The following is a 20,796-nucleotide window of genomic DNA, read 5'->3' on the forward strand; positions in this document are numbered from 1 at the left end:
TCGCGTAAACGACGGACAAAAAAATGGCGCACGATGTGCGCCATTTTATATCGTGCGTCAAATTACTTACGGACGTGGGATACTACTTTGTTGTCCAGACGCTGGTTCTCGCGAGCTGCGTCGTCTTTAGCAGCCTGAACGTCGGAACGCATTGCATTTACGTCATTACTCAGTTGCTCAACTTTAGCGCTCAGCGTCTGTACATCGGAAGACAACTGATCGATTTTAGCGTTGCTTGAACAACCTGCCAGTAACGTGGAACCCAGAACTACTGCACCTAAGATCAGCTGGTTAGTACGGTTCATAACAATAACATTATACTTTGCGTGGTTATATGGGTAAAAAAAATGGCGCACGATGTGCGCCATTTTTATTACGCAGGTACTATTACTTACGGTATTTAGTAGCCTGGTTGTCCAGACGCTGGTTAGCGCGAGCTGCGTCGTCTTTAGCAGCCTGAACGTCGGAACGCATTGCGTTCACGTCGTTGCTCAGCTGGTCAACTTTAGCGTTCAGAGTCTGAACGTCAGAAGACAGCTGATCGATTTTAGCGTTGCTGGAGCAACCAGCCAGCAGAGTAGAACCCAGGATTACCGCGCCCAGTACCAGTTTAGTACGATTCATTATTAATACCCTCTAGATTGAGTTAATCTCCATGTAGCGTTACAAGTATTACACAAACTTTTTTATGTTGAGAATATTTTTTTGATGGGAATGCACTTATTTTTGATCGTTCGCTCAAAGAAGCATCGAAATGCATGAAAGTCCCTAAAAAACCGAAAGAAAACAGGGGGCTTCCATCGGATTCTTCTTAGATAATCCGCAATTAGATAGTAAAATCCGATTTGATTTTTTTATTAATAGTGGCTATCGATTAAATAAAAAAAGCGCCGGAAGGGCGCTTTTTTAAACAAATTAATTCACACAACAATTATTACAGTACGTGAACAGAGGCGGTGTTAGTGGTGCCGCTTGGAACCAGCGCGCCGGAGACCATCACTACGACGTCGCCTTTCTGGGCGAGGCCGCTTTGCAGGGCGACATCTTTGCCCAGACGGTAGAAATCATCAGTAGAATTGATTTCTTTCACCAGCTGCGATACCACGCCTTTGCTCAGTACTAACTGACGGGCGGTCACTTCATTGGTGGTCAATGCCAGGATGGTGGCGTCCGGGAAGTATTTGCGCACGGCGCGAGCGGATTTACCGCCCTGGGTCGCTACCACGATCAGCGGCGCTTCCAGTTTTTCGGCGGTTTCTACCGCGCCGCGGCATACTGCTTCCGTAATGCGCAGTTTACGGCTGTCGTTGTTGTAGTCCAGACGGCTGTTCATGACGCGGTCGGTACGTTCGCAGATGGTCGCCATGATAGAAACGGCTTCCAGCGGGTATTTCCCTTTGGCGGATTCGCCGGACAGCATAACCGCATCCGTACCGTCGAGGATGGCGTTCGCTACGTCGCCTGCTTCTGCGCGGGTCGGACGCGGGTTTTTGATCATAGAATCCAGCATCTGAGTCGCGGTGATCACGACTTTACGTGCGCGGATACATTTTTCGATCATCATTTTCTGCGCAAAAATCACTTCTTCAACCGGGATTTCTACGCCCAGGTCACCACGCGCAACCATGATGCCGTCGGAAGCTTCGAGAATTTCATCGAAGTTGTTCAGGCCTTCCTGGTTTTCGATCTTAGAGATAATCTGGATGTTTTCGCCGCCGTGGGCTTTCAGATGCTCGCGAATTTCGACAACGTCAGAACGTTTACGGATAAAGGACGCAGCAACAAAGTCAACGCCCTGTTCGCAACCGAAGATCAGGTCCTGTTTGTCTTTTTCAGCCAGCGCTGGCAGAGCAATAGAAACGCCCGGCAGGTTAACGCCTTTGTTCTCGCCCAGATCGCCGTTGTTCAGCACCTTACAAATGACTTTATTGCCTTCGATGGCGGTCACTTCCATACCGATCAGACCATCGTCAACCAGGACGGTGTTGCCAACGCTCAGGTCGCTGGTGAAGCCTTCATAGGTGACGGCAACGATTTCATTATTACCGACCACGGATTTGTCGGTGGTAAAAGTGAAGGTTTGACCCGCTTTCAGCGAAACGTCGTTACCGCCTTCCAGTTTAATGGTGCGGATTTCTGGTCCTTTAGTATCAAGCAGAATAGCGGCTTTTTTCCCGGTTTTGCTCATCACGTTGCGCAAGTTCTGGATACGCTGACCGTGTTCTGCATAATCGCCATGAGAGAAGTTCAGACGCATCACGTTCATGCCCGCGTCCAGCATTTTGCTTAACATCTCTTCGGATTCGGTTTTCGGACCGATAGTACAAACAATTTTCGTCTTTTTCATGACAGTCTTAGTCTTTAAGTTGAGGAGGATATGGAAATCTGGCTTCGGGCGCGCACGGCCCGGAAGCTAAGCCTGTGTTGCTAAAGTGATGATGCCTCGCTCTAAGGATAGGTGACATCGAAAGAGCGTGCAGAGGAATGTGTGCTCGCGTTTCAGCCCAACGGGAAGGGGATAATTTTAGTCGTTGAGTTTTACAGTCCAATGCGCTGAAACCATTCAAGAGACAATTGGCGCGCATTATACGCTGAAATTTACAAAAAAGGAAAATGAAAACCCTGTTTCAAAAGACATCTGTGCAGATCCACAACGGTTTGTTATTACGCTGTTTACGATGTCGCTGGCGATAACGCCGCCCGAACAGGGGCGGCGTTGCGCAACAGTGGGTGTTGTTGCGCATAATGTCAATCGAGCAACTTTTTGCCTTCCAGGTCGATGGCGATGTTTTGGTTATGTGCTTTTCGATAGCACAGAATCGCTATCCCGATCGCCGCCCAGCTAATTCCGAGTATCAGAGCGTGAATGTTCATGTTTAAACAGACGTAGCCGATGACGATCATCCCCATGATCGGCGAAATGACATGGGCGAAAATGCGCCGCTGGGCTTTCATCCGGAAATTGAACAGGATAAACACACACAGGTTCACGACAAAAAAAGCGAAAAGCGCGCCAAAGTTCACCAGCGTGGAGATAGACTCAATCTTGCCGGAAAACAGGTAGCTGAGCAGCAGGGTGACGCCGCCGGTAAACAGAATGGCATAATCCGGCGTTTTACGCGTGGTATGGACGTGAGCGAGGACGGCGGGCAACATTCGGTCGCGCCCAATTGAAAATAGCACTCTGGACACCGCCGTTTGCGCGGTAATAATGTTGCCGACGGCGCACACAAACGCCACAATGATGGAAAATGCCACTTTGAGCCAGATACCGACAACGTTGCCGGCAATGGTGAAAAATGCTTCATTCGTCGCATTGCCTTCCGCGAAGCGGTCGACATTACCGGTGGCGAACGCCGCAAACGCCACAACGATAATAAACAGTACCGTCGCCAAAACTAACGCCAACAGCGTTGCTTTACTGACGGCGCGTCCCCCGCCTTCGCTTTCTTCACTTAATGTACTGATAGCGTCAAAGCCGAGAAAGTTCAGCGCAGCCACCGAAATCGCCGTCGCGATGAGCCCTGGGGTGAACCACTGTGAATCGAAAAAAGGCCGGAAGGAAAGCGTTATTTGACTACTGTCCAGCAGCATCAGACGGACAATGAGTAGCACGAAAATCGCCAGAATACCGAGTTGAATAAAGACCAGTAACTTATCGAATTTCGCCGTTTGCTGTATCCCGAGATAGTTGACTCCGGTGCCGATAGCCACATAAATCAACGGCCAGACCCAGACCGGGATTTGCGGTAAAATAGCGTGGACCGCGACGCCGCCCAGCACTGCCACGAGCGTAGGGAACAAAAGATAATCCAGCAGTAATATCCATCCGGTCAGAAACCCTACGGCGGGATTAATGCATACGCCAGCATACGCATAGGCCGAACCCGACGAGGAGATATGCTGCGATAAGGTAGAGTAGCTGTACGCGGTAAAAAACATCGCGATAGCGCCAATAATATAAACCAGCGCAACCATACCGTGCGAAAGATTATAAACGACGCCATAAAGAGAGACTGGCGCGATAGGCACCATAAACACCAGACCATAAAGCACTAAATCGGTAAGAGACAATTTTTTGACTTTTTTCATGATAAATACCTTAATGGCTTTTTATGCCAGATCGCGTAAAAACGCGCTTACCGCTGCGAGGCAGGGCGCGATATTTTCTTCATGCGGGTTATGGCTGCTGCCAGGAATAGTGACCGCGCGGCAGTCTGAAATGTGAGAGAGAAGCGGAGAGACGACGCGCTCGGTTGCCTGATCGTTTTCGCCGCGCAGTACCAGAACAGGACAGCGTATCTGGCACAAATGGGGCGTAATATCCCAGTCGGCAAGTTTGCCATTTGCCGCCAGTTCATTGGTTCCCCATAAAATGTGATAACCCGTAGGGTCGGCGGCGAACTGCGCATTAGAGCGCTGAACATGAACGGCTTCTTCCGCGAGGGTATAAACGTGTCTGGCATAATAAGCGACCAGCTGTTCCGGTGGGTTTTGATAAATGACGGCGGGCATAATGACGTTTTTGATATCGTCATCGGACATTGGCGTCAGAGCGTTAAAGAGCCGTATGGCTTCCTGTTGCCACAGGGCGATACTGGCCGGCGAACTGGCCAGTATCGTCCCGCGAAGCCCGGCAGGCTGTAAGCAGGCGTGCTCTGCGGCAAGCATTCCGCCCTAGGAATGTCCCAGTATCGAATACCCGTGTCCAATACCCAGGTGATGAATTAATTGGGTTAATTGACTGAGATAACGCGCAATAGTCCAGAAAGACGCGTCAGCATGAGGAAAATGCGTTGAACGACCGCAGCCATATTGATCGTAAAATATTACCATGCGCCCGTCATCAGCCAGACGGCGATAATTTAATAAATAATCAAAGCCGCCAGAAGGGCCGCCATGAAGGATAATGAGCGGCGTGAGTAATGATTTTCTGTCTCCATAAATCCGATAGCTTGTCAATATGTTTTCAGAAAACATTTCGCCATAGAGATAAGTATCATTCATATTCTTAATGACTCAGTGTGTGGCAGGGCAGGCGAAATTTATATTCGCCTGGGTAATATTATTTTTTTATTGTGTGTAAAACATTACACCAGAAGGTGGCGTAATGTTCCCATTGCAGAAACTGCGGGCTTCCCCAGTGCGGCGAACAATCACTGGCAAAGCAACATACTTTCCCTTTATGGTAAGTACCCATAACTAACAGTGGATCGCCATTAATTTCAGCAAGGACTTGACTATTTTCTTTGGCGATAAGCTTGTTATAGCCCAACAGCGGCGGCCATTCGCTAAATGGCTGGGTAATAACATGCTCTACCGCAGTATTTACTGCTTTACATCCTTGCGGTAGTTCTACGCGGTCATCTACATCCAGCATATCAACCGGCAATACCTCCGCCAGAACCGTATTTTTATAATTGGCTTTTGCTTCTATTCCCGTAAAGGATAAATACCCGCCGATCATCAACAGACCGCCGCCCTCAGCAACATAATCGGCGATAAGTTGTAATGCATCAGGAATAATGTCCATATTATAAAACGTTCTGTTTTGTAGCAGGAACGTATTGCTACCGATATCACTGATGACGATCGCATCATAGCAGGCTAATGCTTCGGCGGTATGTGGAAAACGAGTTTGCACAATATGGGCAGGCATGTAGTCCACATCGATATTACCCTAGCGTAAGCAGGATAATAAATAGTCTGCGCCTTCTTCATATTTGCTTGATGTAAAGCTATCAAAACCTTTAGAGTGAATCATATGAATGTGCCAGGATTCGCCAATAAATAAAATTTTCATTATGTCACCTGTTAATTAATGTGAATGACTTTATTAGATTGGGTACGCATTCGATGTAAAACCTGCAAGTGCTGAGGCATACTCGACGCACCGACTTGTTCCACCGCCAGAGAAGCGAAAGCGGAGGCATATTGAATGGCTGCGACCATGTCTGCTTGTCGCGCCAGCGCGGCGGCTAAGGCGCCATTAAAAGCGTCACCGGCCCCGGCGGCATCTTTTACCACGGCGCTCCACGCAGGAATATACAACGTGCGGGCGTGCTCACAGAGCAGAGATCCACGGGCGCCAAGGGTAATGATGACTTTTTTCACCCCGGATTGCAGAATAATATTTCCGGCTTTTTTCGCATCATTAATATCAGTAATGGTTACGCCGGATAAAAAAGAGGCTTCAGTTTCATTCGGCGTGATGATGTCAATATCAGATAATAAATGCGTTACCTGTTTCTTATAGGGGGCAGGATTCAGCATGATCATTTTATTTTCTTGTTTGCCCAGACGAATAAATTCAGTCAACGCTTCAATGTTCGTTTCGAGCTGCATTAACATAACGTCAGACTCGGCGATATAACGGTGTTGCTCGTTAATCTCTTGCGTGGTGAGCATCATATTGGCGCCAGGGTAGATGGCGATAATATTATCGCCATCCACGGCGGAGACATAGATCAATGCGCTACCGGTGGGCGCTTTATCTGTTTGATACGCGCTGTATGAGGCGATACCTGATTGAATAATATGATTCATAGCAAATGCGCTGAACTGATCTTTGCCCACTTTAAAAATAAAATGTGCCGCAGCGCCGGCATTGTTCGCCGCTAAAGCCTGGTTGGCTCCTTTACCGCCAGGATAGAATCCAAATTGACTGGCCAGAATGGATTCTCCGCTTTGTGGAAACCACGGCACGGTTGCTGAAACATCAATATTGAATGAGCCTAAAACACACACCTTGCCTGCTTTTTTTGGGTTTTCCCGGCGCAGTTTTGCATCCTGATGGATTGGCGTGGCGATAGTGCTGGAGATATCAATCTTATTTTCAGTGATAAGCTTACTCAGCGCGTCACGGTTTAAAATCCCTCCGCCATAGCAACGCTGAAGCATACCTGATTTCTGGAAATAGCGTAGATCGGAACGAATAGTCTCCTGGCTAACCTTATAAAGGTCTGAAAGTTTACTGACGCTAACACTATTATCCTTTATCAGTAAATTAATGATGGCATGACGTCTTTCTTCTTTAAACATATTGCCTCCGGGTAGTGAGTTGAATTGTATTTATGGCAATGTTGTCATGCGGTGAATTCAATCACAGATTATGCGGTCAACCGGAAGTAACCCCAAATGAATGTCAATAATCAGAAGCGCAGCCAATGTGTTAAATATTAATTGCTTACAGAAGGGGAAAATAGTTTTGTGAGTGTTGTCATATATTTTCTATGTAATATGACGGGGTGAACGTAAAATAGTTGGGCTTGCACGATTCAGTGAGTATATGCAGCCGGACAGCGTTCGCTTATCAGTCGCTACCCTCGACGAAATAAGACGATATCGCTCTCCGGCCCGGGGGTTATATACGCTCGATTTTTGCCGGCAGCCCCTGACGTACTGCCGCGCCAGAAACCCAGTCGAGCCAGGTGTTGGTAATGGTTCTTGTCGGATCGGCAAAGCCCAGATCGTTAAGATTTATGCCTGCCCTGATTTGTGGATCATACGGCATAGGCACGCCATCCAGAGAGTGCTGCGTTGCGCCCATCTCGCGGTGGCCATATCCGTGTTCGATGGCGATGACGCCTGGCATCACGCCATTTAACAAACTGATTTGCGCCACGACCTGACCGCCCGGCGTAATGATCCGTACCCGATCGCCATGTTGCAGTCCATAACGCTCGCCGTCTTGCGGATTCAGCGCCACCAGGTTTGCTGGCTTCACATGGTGTAAGCGCGGGATGACGGCTGTTGAGCTGGACATGGTATTTGATTTAAATGAAATCAGTTTCAGCGGCCATTGCCCAATGGGAAACTGGTCGTCAATCGCACGACCATCTGACAAACGCGCCGGATACCAGACCGGGCAACCGCTGAAGCGCTCCCCGGTGATGGCGTGACGGTGGGCGGCGACATCTGCATTCCAGATCTGTAAGGGTTTTTTCCACGCGTTACCTAACCGTTGCTCCGTATAGCCGCTATCCTCGGGCGCAAACCGGCCGCCACGCGAGTAGATAAACGCCACGCGACCGACCTCATCAGCTTTAAGCGTGTGCTGAATTGCTGGCAGAATGCGGCTGACGCCGGTAAGCGAAATATCTTCCTGATTTGCCAGCGCGACCGGCGTCTTGCCCATAAAGGCGATATTAGCGGCTACGCGCAGATAGAAGTCTTCCGCCCGGTTCAGTGGAAAAGTATTGCCCTGCGGATCGGTTATCGCCCGGTCGCCGAAGCCGGGCAGATGGAGCCGTTTTGCTACCGCAATACAAAATGCTTCCATTGAGACAGGTTGCCCGTCCACCGTTCGGCGAGTGGCGGGGGCGACAACCGGCCAGCGGGCGGTAGTGGCTTTACTGGCTACGCCGCCCCAGGGCGCCGTAAAGCCCCAGCTCTCAAAATTGTGCGTATCCGGCACAATGTAATCCGCCAGCGCCGTCGTTTCATTCATAAAGGCGTCAATCGCGATAAAGAGCGGCAGTCGGCGAGGGTCTTTTAGCTTTTCTTCCGCCACGGCGCGTAGACCGGGAACACCGTAAAACGGGTTGCTCATATTGGAAATCCAGGCTTTAAGCGGATAAGGATAGCCTTCGAGCGCGGAGGTCAACAGTTCGGTAAGCTGGCCTGCCACAAAGGGATACCACGGCGCTTTGGCTGGATAAGGGGATTGCCCGCCGGCAATTTTGTCGCGGTATTCTTCCGATGCTTCATAAGCGGTTTTGCTACGGGCAATACTTAACCCGGACGGTTTCACTTTTCCGGCAAAACTGTTCATGTTGTAGCGGGGGCCGTCGCTAACGCCGTTGAATTTGCCGCCGCCGACAAAGACGCCGCCGGACAAGCTGAGGTTGCCGATCAGCGCGTTAAGCATCATGACCGACCAGGCGTTATAAAACCCATTGCCGGCCATCATGCCGCCGTGACTGATGACCGCGGCTTTACGTCCGTGACTGGTAAAGGTTTCCGCCAGCGCGATAATTTGCGCTTCCGGTACGCCGCACTGTTCGCTGTATTGCGCCAACGAGAGCTTTTCTGCCGCCTCTTTCAGGCGTTGCAACCCGCTCTTCACCGTGACCCGTTGGCCGTCGGCGAGCGTAACGTACTGCGTCACGAAAAGCCGTGCCTGTCGGCAAGTGGACGCATCGACCAACTCGCCGTCGGTATTCAGCACGACAGGGGTCTCTTCGCCATCGGGCGTAAGATGGCGCAGCGTCAGGTGTTGTCCGGCAAGCGTCGGCAGTTCATCCGCAATGACCAGGTGCGTGGCGTTGGTCCAACTTTGCTCGCCGGCCTGCTGCATAGCCTGTACGCCGGGAATCGCCAGATAATCAGCATTATAACGTTCATTATCCATGATCCAGCGGATCATCCCCATTGCCAGCGCCGAATCGCTGCCGGGCATGACCGGTTGCCAGCGACCGCGAGGATCGGCGAGCACCGTTGATAAGGGGAGGGCGGGGGCAACCACGACGTATTGAAAATTCTCACGCAGTCGGGCGCTCGCCAACTGACGTGCCTGGCGTTTAAACGGATTGCCGGACTGTGCCGGGGAGGTGCCCATAAAGAGCGCAAACTCCGCGTTTTCCCAGTCGGGTTTGACATGCGGGTTTTTATCCAGATCGCCCATCAATGCCCCGGAGCCGGCCCGGTAAGCCAGTCCACAGTAGGCGCCATGCGCGCCGAAATTCTTGCTGCCGAAGCTATTTAGCGCAAAACGACGCAGAAACGCATCGCGGCCTTCGTCGCTGGTATTCGTGACCAGTAACTGATTGGTTTTGGGCCCGAAACTGGGGTGCTTTGCGTCAATTGGCGTATCCGGCGCATGAATAGCGCGCAGTCCGTCCACATGACCTTCGCCAAACAGATCGCCGCCTTCCACGACTTCTTCAATAAGTTGCTCAAAGCTGATGCGCTGCCATTTCCCTTCGCCGCGTTTACCCACGCGTTTCATCGGTTCAAGCAGTCGTAGCGGACTGTACAGGCTTTCCAGCAGCGTGGCGCCGCGCGCGCAGGCGGTTGAGCGGGCGTCAAGACCGCTTTCTCCCGCCAGTTGCTCCATGGCTTCGCTAAAAGGGACGGACGAGTCAATCGGGTGTTCCTGCGACAAGGGGTGATAGGGATTGCCGGCGATGCGTATCACTTTGCCATCGGCATTAACCCGGGCGCGGATACCGCACTGTGTCCAACAGCCGAAGCATTGCGTCATGGCGATGGTTTGTTGTGGATTTTGCTGCCAGTGCGTTTGCGCCTGCGCCTCCGGAATTAACGCATTGCCAAAGATGCGGTCGCGCGTTACCTTGCCGGATGTCCCGTTTAACAGGCCATCAATTGCGCGTTTCGCCACATCACGGTAGCTCAGACCAAAAGTGACCATCCCACCGACGGCGAGACCGACTTTTAGCCACTGACGACGGGTTAAATTAGCCATGTTGTAATCTCCTGGTGAGTCCGTTCAGCGTTTCACGAATAATAATCAGTAGCGCTATCCACAGGCCGAAGGTGCCGAGAATAGCCAGCCATCCGTTCCGCCTGGTAACGAGTAAGGGTTAAATTGCGCGTTGAACTTGGGGACGGTTTGTACCTGAATCAACAATGTCCAGCGCATCAGCCAACATAGCGCCAGCGCGCTGAGAACCAGCAGGACGCGTCTTAGCTGCGATAACGGATGACGTAGCGTCAGGCTACAGAACAGCAGCGTGAATACCCACAGCGCTAGCCAGCCGACAGCGTAATATTTGGCTGACAGGGCGACGGTAATCCACTGACGGATTGCCGTGCCGGAAAGCGTATCGCCGCTAACCCACATGGCCACAACCAGCCCCAGCGCCGCCAGCGTCCAGATTTGTCCCCACAATATTTTTGGCAGCCTTACCGAGTCGCGTCGGGCGGCGACAATCATCAGCGCGAAGAACGCCTGTAAGGCGCTAAGGAACATAGCCACGGGGAAGGCGTAGCTAAACCAGATTGGGCGCGCCAGCACAACGGAGACTTCGCGGCCGGTATAAATCAACAGGCCCACCGCGCAAAGCGCGCTGGCTAACGCCAACCATTTAGTGACGTTGTAACTTTTATTGAATAATCGTTTAATCTGCTGCGCCAGGAACCACAGAGCGAGAAATCCGGTAAACAGCGGCAGGAACAACGCTCCCCAGGGCATCCACGACCAGGGCGTCGGCCAGGCATAGAAATGCCAGACGCGGGCAGTCTGGTGCAGATCCGCCGTCAGCGCCAGCGGTGCGGTAATCGCACAGGTAATGGCAATCAGTAATGCCCGATTTTCTTCTGTTGCGGCGTCTTTTTTCCGCCAGTGAAGATAACAGGCAAACAGTGCGGCGCAGGCGGCAATGCCAATAAAAAAGAAATATTGTACCGCCCACGGCAGCCAACTAATGTCCTGCGGGTGAGCCAGCACTTCTTCAATGATGAGTGAATGCGTCATTCAGACCTCCTGCCAAAGCGCGGGCTGCGCACGGCCCATTAATGGGGTGACAAAGGCGTCGTCCAGACCCAGGTAGAAAACATGGGGCGACGTGCCGTTTTCCGGCTTTAATACCTTGATAGCGTCGCGATGCTGATGAAGCATGGTGGCGATGCGGCTATGGGGATCTTTGATATCGCCAATAATACGCGCGCCGCCGACGCAGGACTCTACGCAAGCGGGTAACAGCCCGGCTTCCAGACGATGGACGCAAAACGTGCATTTATCGGCAGTTTGCGTTTCATGATTGATAAATCGGGCGTCGTAAGGACACGCCTGGACACAATAGGCGCAGCCGACGCAGCGTTTGTTATCCACCACCACAATGCCATCTTCCCGCTGAAAGGTGGCTTGTACCGGGCAGACCGGCACACAGGGGGGTTATCGCAATGGTTGCACAGACGCGGCAATAGCACATTCGTGACTTCCTGACTACCTTCACGCTGGACCTGGTATTGGTTCACCGTCGTACGAAACGCGCCCTGCGGCGTTTGGTTTTCAATAGTGCAACTTACGGTACAGGACTGACAGCCGATACAACGCCGCAGGTCGATAAGCATGGCGTAACGGTGTCGGGGAGAGCCTTCATGCCGCTCCGGCGAAAAAGGAAATTTCGCTTCAGCCAGCGGAACCAGCGAGGCGCCAGCGGTCAGGACGCCGAGCTGCTGGAGAAATTGCCGTTTACTGCTGTCCATATTGACTCCCGTCCACATTGCCAACAATGAAACATTTGTCACGATGTTGGTTCATGTGTAATGAATAAAAAATGTTGATGATTTACAGTGTAAAAATCGAGACGGGGTGTGCTCTATTGTGGTTAACCACATACCCGGCTTGTTGTTGATCTAAAACAACATAATTGACAGGGATATTGGGGTGAGAGGTAAAACCGTAAGGCGCCTGGCGGTGTTGGCGGCAGTAGGGCTACTTTGTCATGGCGCGTGGGCAGGGACGTGGAATATCGGTATTTTGGCCATGCGCGGCGAGGCGTCTACGCGTAGCCACTGGCAACCGTTGGCAAAGACATTAAGCCAACAGCTTCCAGGCGAAACCTTTCATATCCAGCCGCTGGATCTGCATCAAATGCAGGAAGCCGTTAACCAGGGAACCGTGCAGTTTGTGATAACCAACCCGGCGCAATTTGTCCAACTGAACAGCCATGCGCCGCTGCGCTGGTTAGCTTCCCTGCGTTCCACGCGCGATGGGAAAGCGGTGAGTAATGTTATTGGCAGCGTGATTTTGACCCGGCGCGATAGCGGCATCACCACGGCGCATGATCTCATCGGTAAGACAGTCGGCGCGATTGATGCTCAGGCGTTTGGCGGCTATTTATTAGGCTATAAAGCGCTCAGCGACGCGGGCTTACGCCCGGAGCGCGATTTTCATCTTCGTTTTACCGGATTTCCTGGCGATGCCTTAGTCTATATGCTGCGCGAAAAAGCGGTGCAGGCGGCAATTGTGCCAGTGTGCCTGTTAGAAAATATGGATCAGGAAGGATTGATTAATAAAAAGGACTTTATCGCGCTGCTTTCCCGACCGACGCCACTGCCTTGCTTAACCAGTACGCCGTTATATCCTGACTGGTCGTTCGCGGCGCTACCTGCGGTAAGCGATGCGCTGGCGGATCGCGTAACGCGAGCGCTATTCAACGCGCCCGCCGCCGCGTCATTTCACTGGGGCGCGCCAGCGTCGACCAGTCAGGTGGAAGCTTTGCTGCGTGATGTTCGTCAGCACCCTCAGCAGCGCCGACTGTGGCTGGATGTCAAAAGTTGGTTAATCCAGCACCAGCTAATGGTCGGTGGCGTGATTCTGGCGTTCCTGTTGCTCACGCTCAATTATATTTGGGTCATGCTGCTGGTGCGTCGACGCGGAAAACAACTGGAACGTAATAATGTAGTCCTTCATCAGCATGAGCGGGCGCTGGAAACCGCCCGGCAAATGAGCGTGTTGGGTGAAATGACCTCCGGGTTTGCCCATGAGCTTAATCAGCCGCTTTCCGCGATTCGACATTATGCCCAGGGGTGCCTGATTCGACTGCGCGCTGCAGATGAACAGCATCCCTTGCTGCCGGCGCTGGAGCAGATTGACCAGCAGGCGCAACGCGGTGCGGATACTCTGCGTAACCTGCGTCACTGGGTCAGCCAGGCGCAGGGCAACCCGGTGCTAACCGAAGCGTGGAAGGCCATAGCCATTCGCGAGGCGATTGATCATGTCTGGCAATTGTTGCGTATGGCGCAACAGTTTCCGACAGTGACTCTGCATACCGAGGTTAGCGCTGCGCTGCGCGTAACGCTGCCGTCAGTGCTGCTGGAACAGGTACTGGCGAATATCATTCTTAATGCGGCTCAGGCGGGCGCCACCCATTTATGGGTCGTTGCTGAACGCACTGAACACGGCATCAGTATCGCTTTACAGGATAACGCCGGGGGAATCGATGAGGCGCTATTACGTCAGGCGTTTCAGCCGTTTATGACCACCCGCAAAGAGGGGATGGGCTTAGGGCTGGCGATTTGCCAGCGGCTGGTGCGGTATGGGCGGGGCGATATCAGTATCAGGAACCAGACCGCGCCGGACGGTCTGTCGGGAACGGTGGTCACGATACATTTCTTACATGAAAATGGGGGCAGGGATGGCGACAATTCATCTACTGGATGATGATACGGCGGTCACTAACGCGTGCGCGTTTTTACTGGAAAGTCTGGGATATGACGTAAAATGCTGGACGCAGGGGGCGGATTTTTTGGCGCAGGCCAGTCTGTATCAGGCTGGGGTCGTATTACTGGATATGCGAATGCCGGTACTGGATGGGCAGGGCGTTCATGATGCGTTGCGCCAGTGCGGAAGTACCCTGGCGGTTGTTTTTCTTACCGGGCATGGCGATGTACCGATGGCCGTGGAGCAGATGAAACGCGGCGCCGTCGATTTTCTGCAAAAACCGGTATCGGTAAAACCGCTACAGGCGGCGCTGGAGCGTGCGCTGACGGTTTCATCGGCAGCGGTGGCGCGTCGTGAGATTATACTGTGTTACCAGCAGTTGACGCCGAAAGAGCGTGAGCTGGCCAGCCTGGTGGCAAAAGGATTTATGAACCGTGAAATTGCGGAAGCGATGAATATCGCGGTGCGTACCGTAGAGGTGCACCGCGCCAGAGTCATGGAAAAAATGCAGGCCGGTAGCCTGGCGGAACTGATTAGGCGTTTCGAAAAAATGGCCTCGCCAGAGACCAGAATACGAACAACGTATGAGCCATGAATAATAAACCGCGTTATTTCTTTGATTTTTATCAAATTTTGTTTAATTGAGAAGACTGTTATATTCTGTTGGTTTGAGCTGGCGACGAGTAAAGCGTATGACAAAACCGACAAAAGATGACGAACTGTACCGCGAGATGTGCCGGGTGGTGGGCAAGGTCGTGCTGGAAATGCGCGATCTGGGGCAGGAGCCTAAATATATTGTTATTGCGGGCGTGTTAAGAACTGCGCTGGCGAATCAACGCATCCAACGTAGCGCGTTAGAAAAACAGGCTATGGAAACCGTGATTAACGCTCTGGCGCGGTCATAGCCGGTATCATGGTGGGAACGGCCTGTTGGCAATGACGAAATGCTAGTGGGCATCGCCTTTGAATCGTCGCGATTGTCACCATGGCGGGCTGGTTGCCCGCCGTTAGCGATGCGCAGGGTTATCAGGTGATGGCTAAGCGCAGCCCTAACGTATCAGGGTACGGCTCAAAATAATTCTGGCTGCGTAGATAGTCATCTGGATGTTCCGCCAGATAGTGCTTCAGCAGCGTTAACGGTGCCAGGATAGGTAGTTGGCCCGCCCGGTAGCCGAGAATCACCTCGCGTAATTCCGCGCGTTGCCTGCTGTTCAACGCGCGGTGAAAATAGCCCTGGATATGCATCAGCACATTGGTGTGATTTTTACGTGAAGCGGGGTGGCGCAGGATAGCCATCAGTTTTTCTCTGTATCGGACAAAGAAGGCATCCAGATCGCCCCACTCATGCAGACGCGCGACGAAAGGGCCAATTTCGCGGTAGCCGGCCTGGTGGTGGGCGAGAAGCTGAAGTTTGTATCGGCTATGAAACGCGAGCAAACTGTGACGACTCAAGCCCTGCGCGCGTAGCGCATTTAATTCATGTAGCGCGAAGATACGTGCGATGAAATTCTCGCGTAGTACCGGATCGTGCAGGCGACCATCTTCCTCTATCGGCAGCCAGGGATATTTGTCCATCATCGCGGCGGTAAACAGCCCCGTGCCAGCTTTGCGGCCCCTGTTACCCTTTTCATCATACAGGCGAACGCGCTCCATTCCGCAACTGGGCGATTTTGCACACACAATAAACCCCGCCAGTTCGCCTATTGTTGGCAGAAACCGATCGGCAAAGGCATTCATTCGCTCGGTGACGTCATCGTGCGGGGCATGGCTATAGCGCATCCGAATGTCGCCACAGGTCGTCTGGATAAGACGCAGCGCAGGGCGAGGCACGGGCAGGCCGATCGCCACCTCCGGGCAGATCGGTTTGTAGTCCACCCACGGCGCCAGAGAGTTCATGACAAAATCCATACGCTTATGTCCGCCATCAAAGCGTACCGTGGCGCCAGTCAGACATCCGCTAATGCCGACTACGGGTTTGTTATTCATGATTCCCCCTTATTGAAAGTACGACGACTGACGCCAATGGCGCAAAATGTTATCTCACGCTTATTTAAAACTTACACAACTTTGTTTTTTTGTCTAAGTTTTCGCGGAGATTTTTTTGGCGTAGTTAAATATCAATAAGATAGAATGAAGGGAAGAAATCTATTTCAGCGCTTATAGCGTGATAACCTCCAGCGAAGCGACCACGTTGCGCCACTGGGCAAGCTGTTTTTTCTGCCCGGCAGTGAGCTTTCCGGTGGTCACCAGGAACCATTTTCTCTGGGCGAACAGCTCGGGCGCCAGCGCGGCTGGTGGAGAGGGAAGCACATTGAGCCGCAGCTCTTGTCCGGTACGAGTCAACGCTTCCAGCCAGATTTCACAGTGATCCGAGAGATGCCATCCGCTAATAAAGGCATTGTTGCCAGGCGCTTTTCTGTCGCCTTCAAGGCAAAAAGAGGTGTAAGCAATAATGATGCCATCCAGTATTTCGCGCAGCGTCATCACGGCGGGAGGGTGCGCGGACACTTTGCTGCGCAACGGACGCAATAAATGGGTCACCAGTTCTGCGCGAGGATATTCCCGGCCACAGTCATAAATCAACTGCCGCAGCGCGTCAATTCGCCCTTCGTGGAGATGTTGGAGCATCGTCTCCTGGATCGTTATCCAGTTATCGCCCAGGCGAATGACCGGACGCGACAGTAAGGGTTTGACCTGGCTTATCGGTACGCCTTTTCTCACCCAGTCGAGGATGCTAAGCGCTTGTCGAATATCGTCATCGCTGTATAAGCGATGCCCGCCATCAGTACGCTGCGGTTTCAATAAACCATAGCGTCGCTGCCATGCCCTTAGCGTGGCGGCATTGATACCGCATAGTCTGGCAAATTCGCCTATAGAATACGACATGGTAAAGCCCGTTAAATAAGGGGATTCTACTATATCATGCTCAAATGAAGACTAAGGTAGTGATAAATGGTGCGGCATACTAGGGCATCCGTATGGATTTTGTCGATGATGAGCAATACTGCGTGGCGTAAGGCTCATCAAAATATGACCAATGCTTAATACCATCGGACGCCCCTGGTTAATACTCTATTAACCTCATTCTTCGGGCACAGTTAAGTAACTCTGTCACTTTATGAACCTGTAGCTTTCTCATCATATTCATCCGGTGTGTTTCGACGGTTTTTATACTGATATGTAGCTTTTCGCTGATCCCATGATTGGTATACCCCTCGTCAATAAGTTTAAGAACCTGACGCTCGCGCAAAGTAAGCAGTTGATGATTGGTCGTGTCAGCGTTTAATTCAGCCAGGATAGCTTCCCGATTCAACGTTGGGTCAATGTAACGCTTGTTTACTGCTACTGTTTGCAATGCCGCTAACAGAACTTGCTGACTACTGCTTTTTAAAACATAGCCATTAGCACCTGCGGCTAAAGTTTTAATGGTCATATACTCTTGTTGGTATGCTGTGTAAACCAGAATATTCATTGCTGGCCAACGCTGATGTAATTGAGGAATGATATCCAGGCCATTGATGCCAGGTAAGCTAAGATCAAGGATAAGTATGTCAGGCTCGTATGCGCAACAGGCATTATAAACCTCAAGACCATTTTTAACATGCTCTACAATTTTAAAATGAGGCCAGGGTAATAAGGCATTCATAATGCCGTTAATGATGATTTCATGATCGTCTACTAATAAGATCTTATATTCTTTCATTTTGCTGCCCTCGCGAAAATTAAGATAATATTAAGTAATGGTGTAGTTTTTGAAGATCATACGTATTTTCTGGCGTAAGTCGGTTAGTTCCTTCAGCGCGATGATTTTCCCCATTTTTACGCGATTCTCAATGTCTATGACATAGCATACCAATTCAGTCTGCCCTATTTGACCTAAACAGCCTTTTAATGTGTGAATTAACTGATCGATTTTTTGTCCAGCCGATACAGCATTTTCAATATCAGCCAGCAAGAGGTCCAGTGATTGGAAAATCTTGCTATTAATGACCATATCATCTGTCGCCAGTAACGCTGAGCAGCGACTCGGATCCTGCTCCTGTAGCTCTATATTTCGCAAAAGTTGATATTCTGCGGCAATACTGATATAGCGAGCTAAGGTAGCCAATGTCACTGGTTTGGTAATGTAATGATGAATCCCATTTTTTTTACAACGATGAATATCTTCTGTCGCTACGCTAGCGGATAGCGCCACAAACATGCAGTCAGGATCTAAATTATTCGGCTCATCGTGCCATAATTGTACACATTCAATACCATCTATTTCTGGCATTCTAATGTCAATCAGTACTAAATCGAATCGCTGCTGTTGTGATAAAGTCAGAGCCTCGTTACTACTGGCGGCAACAGTGACGTGTTGTCCCAGGCTGACAAGCATTTTGCCGATGATATCCCGATTAATATCGGCATCATCAACCAAAAGAATCTGCAACTGCCAGGGGGGTAACAAATTATTTATTACTGGTATATTTGGTGTACACAATATTAACTGTTGCGCCAGGTCGTAGAGTTTTCCGGGGAAATACAAAAGCTCTGCGTTGAGAAGCGCATTTTGCTGGTGGGGTGGTTCGCCGCGTATTCCCCAGCAAGCCAGTTGGCGATGCAGGCAGAACGGCGCTGATAGTGTCCCTTTAATTGGTTGAGGCGGCTGGTATTCTTGTAAGGGTAATACTAGCGAGACACAGGTTCCAACCCCGGGGACACTTTTTAGTGTCAGATTACCGCCCATCATTTTAGCCAGGCTTGACGCAATAGTCAGTCCAATTCCTGTACCTTGCGAATTTGTGTCTGCTTGATAAAAAGCAGTAAAGATTTGAGACTGCTGCTGTATTTCAATCCCTTTACCGCTATCGCTAACCAGAAATATTAATTGTTCCTCATGACGCTTGACCGTCAGACGTATCCCTCCGGTTTCGGTAAATTTTACCGCATTCCCGAGTAAATTAACCAAAATTTGCCGTAAACGGATACTGTCGGTATGAAAATAGAGAGGGACATGTTGACCGACAAAAGTACGTAATGACAGTTTTTTGCTTTGCGCTGGCCCCTGGATGGTTTGCATTGCCTGGTCCAGTAACGGCAGTAACGCTGTTTCTTCCATATGTAATGTGAAATGACCAGACTCGATGCATGAAAAATCCAGCAGATTATTAATAATAGCTAACAAAGACAGTGTACAATTTCTGGCGGTATCAGCTAATCCTTGCTGCTCTATGTTTAAAGGGGTGGTTTGTAATAATTCAATCGCACCGAGTACGCCATTCATCGGAGTACGTAACTCATGACTTATTACCGTAAGATGAATGCTTTTACGTTTGTTAGCTCGCTCAGCGCGTTTTTTTGCTTCATTTAGCGCCTGGGTGCGCTCTGCGACTTTGTTTTCCAGATTGTCGTATTGGACTTGTAGAGTATCAAGCAGTTGGTTAAAAGCACCGGCAATACTATCTAATTCATCCAGTCGTTGTGCTGGTAAACGTGTGCTCAGCGGTGCAGTTGCGGTTTTATTAATGACATCGACAAAACGCCATAACGGTTTGGCCAGTGAGCGATGTAGTAACCAGCAAAAAGCCGACGTCATCAACACCAATGCTGTTAATGTAAAGGGGATTTGTTGAAGGATAATTTTTAAGATGCGATTATGTAGATTACCGTATGGGTACAGCGTAACCAGACTCCATCCGGGGCCATGCAAGGTTGTGCGTAATATCAGAAATCCGGGAATTTGCTGCCATCCATCATGCAGCGTTACATTTTCTAACTGTGTACGTATTTTTTGCGGGATGTATGAAAACGGCAATAAGTGGTTGTTTTGATCCAGCCATACTCGAATACTATCATCTAATGGCAGGTGGCTCTTAGTAATGAGATCGGGAAGTTTAACCGTCACCCCAAAAAATACGCCTTGCTGATCGGCAACCGCAACGGAAGCGTGCCATCCTTTGCCGTTTATGTATTCTGGTTCACTCCAGTAAAACCCGGCATGGGTTGGGTATAAAGGAAAGCTTTTTCGCGTTAAAGGCTGTAGAGTTGAATAATCTGAAGGGTTATCAGTAGATAATAACGAAATCTCATTTTTATGATTAAGAATAAAACTATCGCGACGAAAGCTATTTTCATCGATATCAGAGGACTGCAGAAAGAGACGGTGCTTCTCTCCGTTTAGCGTCGGCGTGCAATTTGAAGGACCGACAGATAGATGCCGGCTCACCTCAGGGAAAATATCGTTATGATGAATCTCAGTCGCTAATGAGCATTGATACATTAAATTTTTAGCGTCACGTTCAGCTTCTTCAAACCGTTGATTGCTTAGTACAATATTCATCTCGGATAGAACGGATAAATCCTCTATTATATGCTGCCGTTTCTGAACCATTGATATATAAGCTGCGGTAAGCACAGATAGCAGCCAAATAATTATTGTTGTTAATAAAAATAAAAAAGTTAGCCTGATTACTAAAGATGTTTGCAGCGTATTCTTGAGATTGAGCAAATTCATAATGCTTCCCTCCAGTTGCCTGTTGCAAAATCTTTGGCACTTGATCACTATCGCAGTACATATAGTTTCATCAGAAGATTAATCGATGGTGTTATCATTAGGAAGATAAATTTCTTCATATATAACCCAGTCGATGACTACAATTACTTTTTAATAAGATGGCGATGTA

Annotated in this window: 14 protein-coding genes and 4 pseudogenes; 3 read left to right on the forward strand and 15 right to left on the reverse strand. The window is 50.3% G+C overall.

Translation table 11 applies throughout. The features are described 5' to 3' along the window. Window positions 1-62: 62 nt before the first annotated feature. The 11 genes and pseudogenes from ACQ29O_RS09980 to ttrB all read right to left on the reverse strand — a co-directional run bounded on the left by ACQ29O_RS09980 (window position 63) and on the right by ttrB (window position 12,171). Window positions 63-305 (reverse strand): major outer membrane lipoprotein, encoded by a 243-nt coding sequence (locus ACQ29O_RS09980; RefSeq protein WP_001082333.1) that lies wholly within the window; start codon window positions 303-305, stop codon window positions 63-65. Window positions 306-387: 82 nt separating this feature from the next. Beyond that, window positions 388-624 carry a murein lipoprotein Lpp gene (lpp, locus tag ACQ29O_RS09985; protein WP_001082307.1) on the reverse strand — a complete coding sequence of 79 codons (237 nt, stop codon included), beginning with the start codon at window positions 622-624 and terminating at the stop codon, window positions 388-390. A 310-nt stretch (window positions 625-934) separates the two neighbouring features. Beyond that, window positions 935-2,347 (reverse strand): pyruvate kinase PykF, encoded by a 1,413-nt coding sequence (gene pykF / locus ACQ29O_RS09990; protein WP_000751447.1) that lies wholly within the window; start codon window positions 2,345-2,347, stop codon window positions 935-937. A gap of 7 nt (window positions 2,348-2,354) precedes the next feature. After that, window positions 2,355-2,585 carry a hypothetical protein gene (locus tag ACQ29O_RS09995; protein WP_418143684.1) on the reverse strand — a complete coding sequence of 77 codons (231 nt, stop codon included), beginning with the start codon at window positions 2,583-2,585 and terminating at the stop codon, window positions 2,355-2,357. A 163-nt stretch (window positions 2,586-2,748) separates the two neighbouring features. Then, window positions 2,749-4,092 carry an APC family permease gene (locus ACQ29O_RS10000; RefSeq protein ID WP_020936952.1) on the reverse strand — a complete coding sequence of 448 codons (1,344 nt, stop codon included), beginning with the start codon at window positions 4,090-4,092 and terminating at the stop codon, window positions 2,749-2,751. A gap of 21 nt (window positions 4,093-4,113) precedes the next feature. Further along, a pseudogene (locus tag ACQ29O_RS10005) lies at window positions 4,114-5,007 on the reverse strand (proline iminopeptidase-family hydrolase). Between the two features lie 58 nt (window positions 5,008-5,065). After that, a pseudogene (locus tag ACQ29O_RS10010) lies at window positions 5,066-5,803 on the reverse strand (glutamine amidotransferase). An 11-nt stretch (window positions 5,804-5,814) separates the two neighbouring features. Further along, the gene (locus tag ACQ29O_RS10015; protein WP_020936953.1) at window positions 5,815-7,041 is read right to left on the reverse strand and encodes a PfkB family carbohydrate kinase; all 1,227 of its coding nucleotides are present in this window, start codon (window positions 7,039-7,041) and stop codon (window positions 5,815-5,817) included. Between the two features lie 322 nt (window positions 7,042-7,363). Further along, entirely contained in the window at window positions 7,364-10,426 is a 3,063-nt protein-coding gene (gene ttrA, locus ACQ29O_RS10020; RefSeq protein WP_000002350.1) for a tetrathionate reductase subunit TtrA, read from the reverse strand. Further along, window positions 10,419-11,437, reverse strand: a pseudogene (gene ttrC / locus ACQ29O_RS10025) (tetrathionate reductase subunit TtrC). Before ttrC ends, ttrA begins: the two are co-directional and overlap by 8 nt. Continuing rightward, window positions 11,438-12,171, reverse strand: a pseudogene (gene ttrB, locus ACQ29O_RS10030) (tetrathionate reductase subunit TtrB). It abuts the pseudogene before it with no gap. A 181-nt stretch (window positions 12,172-12,352) separates the two neighbouring features. Here ttrB and ttrS point away from each other — a divergent pair. From ttrS to fumD, 3 genes are all read left to right on the forward strand, one after another. Further along, a complete protein-coding gene (gene ttrS, locus ACQ29O_RS10035; RefSeq protein WP_001214409.1) occupies window positions 12,353-14,131 on the forward strand; it encodes a tetrathionate respiration histidine kinase TtrS in 1,779 nt (592 codons plus the stop codon). After that, complete coding sequence (gene ttrR, locus ACQ29O_RS10040) at window positions 14,106-14,726, forward strand: tetrathionate respiration response regulator TtrR (protein ID WP_000190927.1); 621 nt, start codon at window positions 14,106-14,108, stop codon at window positions 14,724-14,726. Before ttrS ends, ttrR begins: the two co-directional genes overlap by 26 nt. Before the next feature lie 97 nt (window positions 14,727-14,823). Further along, the gene (gene fumD, locus ACQ29O_RS10045; protein ID WP_000165779.1) at window positions 14,824-15,036 is read left to right on the forward strand and encodes a fumarate hydratase FumD; all 213 of its coding nucleotides are present in this window, start codon (window positions 14,824-14,826) and stop codon (window positions 15,034-15,036) included. A 121-nt stretch (window positions 15,037-15,157) separates the two neighbouring features. Here fumD and mlrB read toward each other — a convergent pair whose 3' ends face one another. The 4 genes from mlrB to ACQ29O_RS10065 form a co-directional block, all read right to left on the reverse strand. Further along, complete coding sequence (mlrB, locus tag ACQ29O_RS10050; protein ID WP_001060733.1) at window positions 15,158-16,117, reverse strand: transcriptional regulator MlrB; 960 nt, start codon at window positions 16,115-16,117, stop codon at window positions 15,158-15,160. A 171-nt stretch (window positions 16,118-16,288) separates the two neighbouring features. Further along, window positions 16,289-17,017 carry a MerR family transcriptional regulator gene (locus tag ACQ29O_RS10055; RefSeq protein WP_000122325.1) on the reverse strand — a complete coding sequence of 243 codons (729 nt, stop codon included), beginning with the start codon at window positions 17,015-17,017 and terminating at the stop codon, window positions 16,289-16,291. A 178-nt stretch (window positions 17,018-17,195) separates the two neighbouring features. Continuing rightward, entirely contained in the window at window positions 17,196-17,834 is a 639-nt protein-coding gene (locus tag ACQ29O_RS10060) for a two component system response regulator (RefSeq protein ID WP_000666335.1), read from the reverse strand. 30 nt (window positions 17,835-17,864) lie between these two features. Further along, window positions 17,865-20,627, reverse strand: a complete 2,763-nt coding sequence (locus ACQ29O_RS10065) for a two component system sensor kinase (protein ID WP_020936955.1) — start codon at window positions 20,625-20,627, stop codon at window positions 17,865-17,867. Between the last annotated feature and the right edge of the window lie 169 nt (window positions 20,628-20,796).

Source organism: Salmonella sp. GDC200615, from assembly GCF_050574145.1.
GTDB lineage: Bacteria > Pseudomonadota > Gammaproteobacteria > Enterobacterales > Enterobacteriaceae > Salmonella > Salmonella enterica.

Coding starts and splice junctions, on each gene's coding strand:
- ACQ29O_RS10060 (WP_000666335.1), bottom strand. CDS start 17,834: ATGAAAGAATATAAGATCTTATTAGTAGACGATCATGAAATCATCATT.
- pykF (WP_000751447.1), bottom strand. CDS start 2,347: ATGAAAAAGACGAAAATTGTTTGTACTATCGGTCCGAAAACCGAATCC.
- ACQ29O_RS10000 (WP_020936952.1), bottom strand. CDS start 4,092: ATGAAAAAAGTCAAAAAATTGTCTCTTACCGATTTAGTGCTTTATGGT.
- ACQ29O_RS09995 (WP_418143684.1), bottom strand. CDS start 2,585: ATGCGCGCCAATTGTCTCTTGAATGGTTTCAGCGCATTGGACTGTAAA.
- ACQ29O_RS09980 (WP_001082333.1), bottom strand. CDS start 305: ATGAACCGTACTAACCAGCTGATCTTAGGTGCAGTAGTTCTGGGTTCC.
- ACQ29O_RS10055 (WP_000122325.1), bottom strand. CDS start 17,017: ATGTCGTATTCTATAGGCGAATTTGCCAGACTATGCGGTATCAATGCC.
- fumD (WP_000165779.1), top strand. CDS start 14,824: ATGACAAAACCGACAAAAGATGACGAACTGTACCGCGAGATGTGCCGG.
- ttrA (WP_000002350.1), bottom strand. CDS start 10,426: ATGGCTAATTTAACCCGTCGTCAGTGGCTAAAAGTCGGTCTCGCCGTC.
- mlrB (WP_001060733.1), bottom strand. CDS start 16,117: ATGAATAACAAACCCGTAGTCGGCATTAGCGGATGTCTGACTGGCGCC.
- lpp (WP_001082307.1), bottom strand. CDS start 624: ATGAATCGTACTAAACTGGTACTGGGCGCGGTAATCCTGGGTTCTACT.
- ACQ29O_RS10015 (WP_020936953.1), bottom strand. CDS start 7,041: ATGTTTAAAGAAGAAAGACGTCATGCCATCATTAATTTACTGATAAAG.
- ACQ29O_RS10065 (WP_020936955.1), bottom strand. CDS start 20,627: ATGAATTTGCTCAATCTCAAGAATACGCTGCAAACATCTTTAGTAATC.
- ttrR (WP_000190927.1), top strand. CDS start 14,106: ATGGCGACAATTCATCTACTGGATGATGATACGGCGGTCACTAACGCG.